Source organism: Myxacorys chilensis, from assembly GCF_059505265.1.
In genome coordinates this window covers 1-7,557 of the sequence record NZ_JCACKG010000138.1, presented here as the reverse complement: position 1 = coordinate 7,557, position 7,557 = coordinate 1, and the positions used below count along the sequence as shown (strand labels likewise).

10 protein-coding genes and 1 pseudogene are annotated in these 7,557 nt (G+C 47.9%); 6 read left to right on the top strand and 5 right to left on the bottom strand.

Going from position 1 to position 7,557, the window contains the following annotated elements; genetic code table 11:
• The first annotated feature begins 155 nt into the window (after positions 1–155).
• The 6 genes from AC5JLB_RS10395 (at position 156) to AC5JLB_RS10370 (ending at position 3,906) form a co-directional block, all read left to right on the top strand.
• The gene (locus AC5JLB_RS10395; RefSeq protein ID WP_495873760.1) at positions 156–464 is read left to right on the top strand and encodes a hypothetical protein; all 309 of its coding nucleotides are present in this window, start codon (positions 156–158) and stop codon (positions 462–464) included.
• Between the two features lie 111 nt (positions 465–575).
• Positions 576–788 carry an NACHT C-terminal helical domain 2-containing protein gene (locus AC5JLB_RS10390; protein WP_495873759.1) on the top strand — a complete coding sequence of 71 codons (213 nt, stop codon included), beginning with the start codon at positions 576–578 and terminating at the stop codon, positions 786–788.
• A 64-nt stretch (positions 789–852) separates the two neighbouring features.
• A complete protein-coding gene (locus AC5JLB_RS10385) occupies positions 853–1,608 on the top strand; it encodes a ParA family protein (RefSeq protein WP_495873758.1) in 756 nt (251 codons plus the stop codon).
• Positions 1,605–2,540: a ParB/RepB/Spo0J family partition protein gene (locus tag AC5JLB_RS10380; protein WP_495873757.1), complete on the top strand. Its 936-nt coding sequence runs from the start codon at positions 1,605–1,607 to the stop codon at positions 2,538–2,540. Before AC5JLB_RS10385 ends, AC5JLB_RS10380 begins: the two co-directional genes overlap by 4 nt.
• Before the next feature lie 57 nt (positions 2,541–2,597).
• On the top strand, positions 2,598–3,617 hold the full coding sequence (locus tag AC5JLB_RS10375) for a PDDEXK nuclease domain-containing protein (RefSeq protein ID WP_495873756.1): 1,020 nt from the start codon (positions 2,598–2,600) through the stop codon (positions 3,615–3,617).
• A gap of 91 nt (positions 3,618–3,708) precedes the next feature.
• A complete protein-coding gene (locus AC5JLB_RS10370) occupies positions 3,709–3,906 on the top strand; it encodes a hypothetical protein (protein ID WP_495873755.1) in 198 nt (65 codons plus the stop codon).
• A 58-nt stretch (positions 3,907–3,964) separates the two neighbouring features.
• Here the strand turns inward: AC5JLB_RS10370 and AC5JLB_RS10365 are convergent, their stop codons facing one another.
• The 5 genes and pseudogenes from AC5JLB_RS10365 to AC5JLB_RS10345 form a co-directional block, all read right to left on the bottom strand.
• Positions 3,965–4,354, bottom strand: coding sequence for an excalibur calcium-binding domain-containing protein (locus tag AC5JLB_RS10365; protein WP_495873754.1), 390 nt, complete (start codon positions 4,352–4,354; stop codon positions 3,965–3,967).
• Between the two features lie 259 nt (positions 4,355–4,613).
• Entirely contained in the window at positions 4,614–5,795 is a 1,182-nt protein-coding gene (locus tag AC5JLB_RS10360; RefSeq protein ID WP_495873753.1) for an exonuclease/endonuclease/phosphatase family protein, read from the bottom strand.
• A gap of 63 nt (positions 5,796–5,858) precedes the next feature.
• Positions 5,859–6,431, bottom strand: a complete 573-nt coding sequence (locus tag AC5JLB_RS10355) for a tyrosine-type recombinase/integrase (RefSeq protein WP_495873752.1) — start codon at positions 6,429–6,431, stop codon at positions 5,859–5,861.
• Positions 6,432–6,952: 521 nt separating this feature from the next.
• A pseudogene (locus AC5JLB_RS10350) lies at positions 6,953–7,219 on the bottom strand (IS701 family transposase); the annotation flags it as partial.
• A gap of 67 nt (positions 7,220–7,286) precedes the next feature.
• A complete protein-coding gene (locus AC5JLB_RS10345; protein ID WP_495873751.1) occupies positions 7,287–7,502 on the bottom strand; it encodes a hypothetical protein in 216 nt (71 codons plus the stop codon).
• Positions 7,503–7,557 lie beyond the last annotated feature (55 nt).

Here is a 7,557-nt window from a genome sequence, read left to right as displayed (position 1 = left end):
TCTGGGATGGGCAATGCAATCGTCGATTGGGCCAATATGATTGTCGCTCAACACCGCCTGCATTCGATGCTCTCGCTTGTGCAATCTCTGACCGAATTTGATGTGTGACGAGAGCGAGCGGTAGACGCCACCCCTAAATCACAGAGCTAGAAGCGTTGCTGCACCCGGAGCTGGCGACCGAGCGGACGTTGAAGGAGGTAGAGAAACAAAACCGCTTGGAATCAAGGCAACACGCCTTGGGATTTGTCGGGAACCGCTCTCCGCTAGGCGACCCGAAAAATGCTGAACTCCCCGGGTTTCTGAAGTGCGCACAGGCGGGACGCGAATGGTTTGGGGATGATGACGAGATCCGGTTCTGGGCTGACCTAGCGCGCCCGTGTGTTCACCAGATCAAACTCGCCCTGCGCTTCTCGATTCGACCAGGGATGAGCAACATTCGGATCGTTCACCAATTGCTGAGTTAGTTGGGATTAAGTTTGATAAGCGCTATGTGCGGGAGGGGGCAAGAACCTGTGGTGCTATCGGCCGAATCAAGATGACTCAGTATTCCATCAGATTTGACGGCAGATGAATTGGTGCAAAAAGAGATTCTTAAACAATACTATGAGGCCGATCCTCTTCTGCTAGACTGCATTAAGCATGCCGCACCTGTAACCCCTACTTTGCAGCAGAACGTTGAGGTTGCGCTGCTTTTACTGATCAAGAATATGGAGCTACGCAGTTTGGAGTTTACAGCACCTCCGCTGTGCAATCTTTCTCGATCATTAAAGAACTGTTTGCTCACTTGAGCAATGAATGCGGTTGAAAATCTTTATTACGGTATGCTGCTGAAGGCAACTGGCATTGAGATCAATGGGAAAAGTCATTGCACTATTTAATCAAGCTGGGGGAGTTGGTAAATCGACCCTGACAGTAAATCTGGGCTACAGCTTGGCTCAACGAAAAAAGCGAGTGCTGCTAGTCGATATAGACCCTCAGTCGTCCCTGACCACGTTTATGGGACTGGAGCCAGGGACGCTAGAACGAACAATTTATAATGCGATCGTGCCAGAAGAGGACTTGCCAATTCATCAGAAAATTCACGGCATGGATTTGGTGCCCGCGCAGTTAAAGCTTTCTGATGCCGAGCAGGAGTTAGTCACCGCCTACATGCGTGACACTCGACTTAAAGATGCTTTGGAGCCCATCCGAAATCAGTATGATTTTATTTTGGTGGACTGTCCGCCTAGTTTAGGGATGTTGAGCTATATTTCTCTAGTCGCAACCGACTATTTGCTAATTCCAATTCAAACGCAGTTTAAAGCCTTTCAGGGAACTGATATGCTTTTACAGACTTTGCAGAAAGTGAAAGCTAAGCCCAATCGGAACCTGAAGATCGCGGGATTTGTGCCCACGATGTACGATAGCCGCAACTCTCATGATGAGTTAACGCTGAAAGCGATCCAGGAGCAGCTTGCCCCGATCGGTAAGGTTTTCCCACTCATTCCTAAGTCAACCGTCTTTGCAGATGCTTCAATGGAGCGAGTTCCTTTGGCAGTCTACAGCCCCAAGCATCCTGCTAAAAAGGTGCTGGATGGATTAGCAAAAGAGATGGAGAAGTTAGTATGACATCCAAACGTGAGCGCGTATTTGGAGGCAAAATTACGGCTCCAGTCACTTTGTTCGGGGAAGCTGAGCCTTCATCTGCGCCCAATGTGATAGGAATTGAGCGCATTCGACTTCCTGCTCAACAGCCTCGACGATATTTTGACCCCCAGAAGATGGAACAACTCGTGCTCTCAGTCAAAGAGCACGGAATTTTAGAACCTTTACTCGTTCGGACTCTCCCTAGCCTGGATACTTACGAGTTGGTTGCTGGAGAACGGCGCTACCGCGCTGCGAAGGAAGCCGGGTTAAGTGATGTTCCTGCGGTGATTCGCGATTTAACTGATGAGCAGGCAGTTCAACTAGCTCTGATTGAGAACCTTCAGCGAGAAGATCTCAACCCGGTCGAAGAAACAGAGGGGATTTTACAACTTTTGGCACTCAAGCTAGAAATAGCTGTTCATGAGGTTCCTAAGTTGCTTTATCGGATGCAGCATGAGGCAAAAGGAAAAGTTGCCCATAACGTTATGGGCAGTTCAGAAAACGAGGCTGTGCAAGCGATCTTTGCTTCTTTAGCAACAATGACCTGGGAGTCGTTCGTCAATAATCGACTTCCCCTGCTTAATCTTCCTGACGATGTCTTAGAAGCGCTGAAACAGGGAAAGATTGCCTATACCAAGGCTCAGGCGATCGCTCGGGTGAGAGATGAGGATCAGCGCAAAATTCTACTCAAGGATGCGATCGCTCAAGACTTTTCTTTGGCTCATATTAAAGAGCGTATTGATAGCTTTAAGTCCAACATTGCTGCCGCAGCAGAACAGCCTCCACTGAAGACTCAGATTGATGATGTGCTAAAACTTGCTAAGCGCTCAAAGGTTTGGGACGATCCCAAAAAGCAAAAGAAGTTGGAGAAGATACTGGCTGATCTAAGATCATTAGTCTCTGATGTAATTTAGTTCCAGATGAGGAGACATTCAGGGTCTTCTGCTTTAGCGTTTGCGAGGACAGGTTTGGTGAGCACATTGGATTCAGGAGAGTATGGTAGTCTCCTAATTGAAATCAAACAGCGGATTCGGTCGGCTCAGTATGAGGCGCTTAAGGCAGTTAACAAAGAACTGATCGCCCTCTATTGGGATATTGGGCAACTGATCAGGACCCGCCAGCAAGGCGATAGCTGGGGTAAGTCGATTGTTGAGCAGCTAGCGAAGGACTTGCAGGCAGAGTTTCCAGGAATGAGCGGCTTCTCCGTTCGCAATATCTGGAATATGCGAAGCTTCTACGTCACCTATAGCCAAAATCAAAAACTGCAACCATTGGTTGCAGAAATTGGGTGGAGTCACAATTTGGTCATCATGGAGAAATGTAAGGATGATCTGGAACGAGAGTTCTACATCCGTACGACTCGTAAATATGGCTGGACAAAAAATGTCTTACTGCATCAAATTGAAAATCAAACCTACGAAAAGACTCTACTGAACCAGACGAACTTTGAGGCTACGATTTCTGAAGAGATTCAGAATCAAGCGAAATTGGCAGTAAAGGATGAATATACATTCCCGTTTTTGGAGTTAGGAGATAAATATTCAGAGCGTCAACTGGAGGCTGCCATCTTGGCAAAAGTTGAACCTTTCCTCCAAGAGATGGGTGGAATGTTCACCTTTGTCGGAAGTCAATATCGTTTAGAAGTCGGCAATAAAGAGTATTTTATCGACCTTGTGCTTTACCATCGAGCCATGCAGTGCCTATTAGCAATCGATCTAAAAATCGGGGAGTTTGAGCCAGAGTATGTCGGCAAAATGCAGTTTTACCTAGCGGTGCTGGACGATCAGGTGCGGCTCTCGCATGAGCAACCTTCGGTTGGGATCATCTTATGTAAGACGAAGGATAAGATGACCGTGGAATATGCCCTGAAGGATGCCACTAAGCCGATTGGGGTTGCAACCTATCGAATGACTTCGACGTTACCGCAGGAGTTAAAAGGACAACTGCCTGATCCTGAGCAAGTAGCAAAGTTGTTGGAGGGATTAGAGTAAATTGTAGATTGCACTTTAGCAAATTTGAATTCGACTATCGGCGTTACGGCGTTATTACTTATCAACTGGGTAGCCTTCAGGTTGTGTCGCAATGCTGGACTTCCTGCCAAGCGCGAAGCGGGACGGCAAGGTGGCCGCACAATTTTTCGCAAAGTTCTCAAGGCTCAGTACACTCAAGCTCCATGAGTTATCACGTAAGAATACCTCTTATCCAGTGATTATCGAAACGCTTGCAGAAGTGACCGAATTACAACAGAGCAAATATTTGAACAATGTGATTGAGCTTTGATCGCTGACAAAGTCAAGGTCTCATCTACCATCTGTTACTTACCCGTAAAACGAATCCATCAACTCTCACAAGCAACCCCGTCGTTGTCACAATCGCGCTTCTTCGTATAGTTCGGCTCGCCAGGACGAAAATCACTTAGCCCCTGCGCTCTAAGTTCCTTGCACGTTCCCGCAACAAAGCCTGAAGTGTCAGGAGCAGAGGTAGTGGTTTCTTCTGGAAGTGCAGGTTGAGCAGTTTCTGAGGAGGGTGTTTGAGTAGGGATATCGACGGGAGAGGGTTGAGCTTCTACCTTGACCGTTGGCTTAACCATTTGGGAAGCAACAGAGGGAGAAGGAGCTTTATCAACTAAACCTAGAGAGGAGCGGCAACTTGTAAGCATCAAGGCAACTCCAACGAAAATCACAACTGGAGTACCGGGTGAGATTGCAGCATTTTGGGAGGGTTTCATGACTGATCCGTTAGGGGCGATGTATTGCATTACCTACGAATACACCGCTTAGTGAAGTGCTCTGGGTTGAAAGGTTGCGTTCTCCCCACTCGCGATCGGCTTCGCCAAGTTCCAAAGGATCGCACTTCCAGCTATCGTTTCATGACCTTAAAATGTTTCTGTGTTGTCGCACATTCAATCCCTCCACCGAACCTCCCTAAACTGCTCCAGATTCACTGTTGTGGATCTCACCGTATAATTGGATCTCGCTCGTTGTGTTCTAGGGGGTGGGCAATCTCAACCAGAGCGGCAAGTGATCGCTCACCTCATGCTCGAACTTGCTGAAAAACGCCTTCTTCTGGGCCGTAGTCATTGTCTCAACCGAGGGCAACTCCAATGCTTCTCGAAATAGCTCGACAAAGTTGACAATCCCATAGTCCGGCCCGCGCAACTGACTGCCCATCGTCGCGTTGTCCTTATAGGTCGGCAGCCGATCATCTCGACTGAATAAGCCAATCTGGTCAAACGTCTCGCTTAATCGTGCATTCGTGCGAAACTGCGTCTTGAAGTTGGGGTGGATATCTAGAAAGGGAAAGTTTACGTTAGCAGTCCTGCCCATCTGCTGGTTGAAGGTTTTGATCTGGGTTTCGATGCGAGGGCGATCGCGTTCGGGATCATCGAAGTCAAGATTCAAATCTCCCATCAGAACGTAATTCGGGAAGTCGCTCGACTTTTTCTTCACCCTTGCCAGCAACCACTCCATTAGCGCATCAAATTCCTGCCGTCGATCCTCAATGCCGTCGCCAAAGTAGAGATGGGCATTAACTGCCATGATTTCGTAAGGTTGTGTTCCTGGATGCCCACTGATGCGGAAACTCGCGCAGAAGGGCTGACGGACGAAGGTGAGAAAAATAGGCAGCTTGATTTTGGTTCCCTTGCGGAGGTTGCCTTGTTCATCAAAGTGAGGTGCGATCGCGTTCACCAATTCCGCACTGTGTTCGATCATCGTAGTGATCAGCTTGGTGCGATCAAAGGAGATATCAGAAACGATATTACCTCGCTCAATCAGAGTGCGATTGTAGATAAAGCCCAAGCGTTCCCCTAACCCAGCCTCACCAGGAAATGCGCCCGTCACATCCGAAACGACTGCGCCAAAGTCTTCGCCCATCAGTTCCTTGAGATGGTCAAAGCCTTCGAGGTCATCCATGATTTCTTGAACTGAAAGCAGATCAAAATGCTGACAGAGTTGCGCGAGAAACTTCCAGGTGGCTTTGGTACGTTGCTTTTTGGCACCTAACTTACGAATGTTGAACGATGCCAAAACGACTGAGCCGCTCTCGCGTTTGGGTAGCCCATATTTGTAGGGATCTTTGGCAAATAAGGTATTGATTTTGTCCCATTCAGCCGCAGTTAGTTCAGCCATTGTTGCACCACCGGATTCGTCAGTTAGAGCAGGTTGCATGATAACGAGAAAATCGCTGTATGGCAGGATTTTGAGTTGCTGAACCAGATAACAAGACGATTACTAAAATTTTAGAGTTGCGATCGCGTCCTCTACCTGCTGCTCCGTCACCTCTAAATATTTCTGTAATGCGGATAGCGTTTCGTGTCCTGAGATCTCCTGAATCACACGCAGGGGGACACCTGCGTTAGAAAGTCGGGTCAATGCTGTGCGTCTGAAGCTATGAGTACTGGCTCCCTCGATCGCCAACTCTGCAAACGCCTCTCGCAGAATCAACGCCGTCGAATCGGGGTGAATATGTCCACGACCATGACGACCGGGAAACAAGTAGCGCTTGCCAGCGTGAGGGTGATGACTCGTGAGCAACTCTACTAGTTCAGATCGCACCGGAATTGATCGCGTTTTCAATTTCCCCTTGGTGTTGCCCTTCCGTAAGGTGAGTTTAGTTCGGACACTGCCACTTGCCCCGTAGACATCATCGGTGAGCAATGAGCAGGATTCTGAGATTCGGCATCCCGTGAAGAAGCAGACTCCAAACAGGGCGCGATCGCGATCACTTGTTAGTCCAACTTCAAACAATTGATTAATTTCTTCACTTGTAAGAATCTTTGCTTGACCGTGACGATTAACCTTCATGGTGAGTTACATCAGGAAACTTTAATTTTACGATGTAGCGACCTCAAACGCCTAAACTGCGTGTATTTCTAAAAAACTGGCACAGTTGCCCTCGTTCTAGGGGAGTCTATTGCGAAGAACTCCCATTTATTGAGAACGAAAAAGTAGACCGGCTCAGGGTCAACTCGGTTAGCTCGATTAGCCATCACAACTCCTAATTCCAGCTTGGGAATTCTAAGCCCAAACGGTTAACTCAGTTTTCAACGTCAACGTTTGGGAGTCTGATCCATGCCAAAACGACATCAATTTGTGGTTCGTCATTCCGATAGGTGGGCAGAAGTTCGACCAGGGGATCGAGGATTCAGCTCCTTAAAGCGAGTTAGATTACGCTTGTAACACCCCTGTTTGCTGTACTACTCAGTCCCATCTTAGTCCTCGTCCTGTGTAGTCTGCTTCTCGACCGATTCTATCCACTTATCATTCGCTGATCTTGCCCACAAATTCCTTAGCGTTGTTTTTGGTCCAAAAGCTACGGGAACGCCGACTTGTAGTATCAGGGCTAAGCGTTGTTGCCGCAGTTCCACCACTGACCAAGGGGCATCGGTTAAAAAGTGGTGTAAGGATTGCTCATTCTTGAGTCCACATACCTTAGCAATCGCAGGCAAGCTTTTGCGTTTGACTTCAGATAGCATTCCCACCTGCAGGTGCTTAAAGGCTTCAAAACTTCTCACATCTGAGAACAGGGACTCATACCATTGACAATACTCATCAATAAATCGAATTGTCGGTTTAGGTTCTCTTCGCTCTATCGTTTGCCTATTCTAGCTTTGGGAGCTTTAGAACCTGTTATTCTCCACCAACATTGATGGAAGAGCGCTAAGGCTTCTCGAAGGGCATCGCGGCAAAATGTTCTTGTAGTAACTTGTGCATGAAGCGATAACGACCACCAACTCGTTGAAGAAGTAGGCGATCGGTGCAGTGGTTAAGAAAACGGGCGTAGTTCCAGGGGATATAGCCGTGGCGGTGTAAGACAACGCGGAGAGACAGGTGTTTAATGCAATCGCCTAACCCACCTACTGACTTAGTAGACACCTTGAAATGACACCCAAAAATCGGACAGGGAGCTAAGAGTAGTATCCTTGTTCAG

What these genes read in the sequence shown, in the direction of transcription:
- AC5JLB_RS10385 (WP_495873758.1), top strand. Translation starts at nt 853, where the DNA reads ATGGGAAAAGTCATTGCACTATTTAATCAAGCTGGGGGAGTTGGTAAA.
- AC5JLB_RS10380 (WP_495873757.1), top strand. Translation starts at nt 1,605, where the DNA reads ATGACATCCAAACGTGAGCGCGTATTTGGAGGCAAAATTACGGCTCCA.
- AC5JLB_RS10370 (WP_495873755.1), top strand. Translation starts at nt 3,709, where the DNA reads ATGCTGGACTTCCTGCCAAGCGCGAAGCGGGACGGCAAGGTGGCCGCA.
- AC5JLB_RS10365 (WP_495873754.1), bottom strand. Translation starts at nt 4,354, where the DNA reads ATGAAACCCTCCCAAAATGCTGCAATCTCACCCGGTACTCCAGTTGTG.
- AC5JLB_RS10360 (WP_495873753.1), bottom strand. Translation starts at nt 5,795, where the DNA reads ATGCAACCTGCTCTAACTGACGAATCCGGTGGTGCAACAATGGCTGAA.
- AC5JLB_RS10355 (WP_495873752.1), bottom strand. Translation starts at nt 6,431, where the DNA reads ATGAAGGTTAATCGTCACGGTCAAGCAAAGATTCTTACAAGTGAAGAA.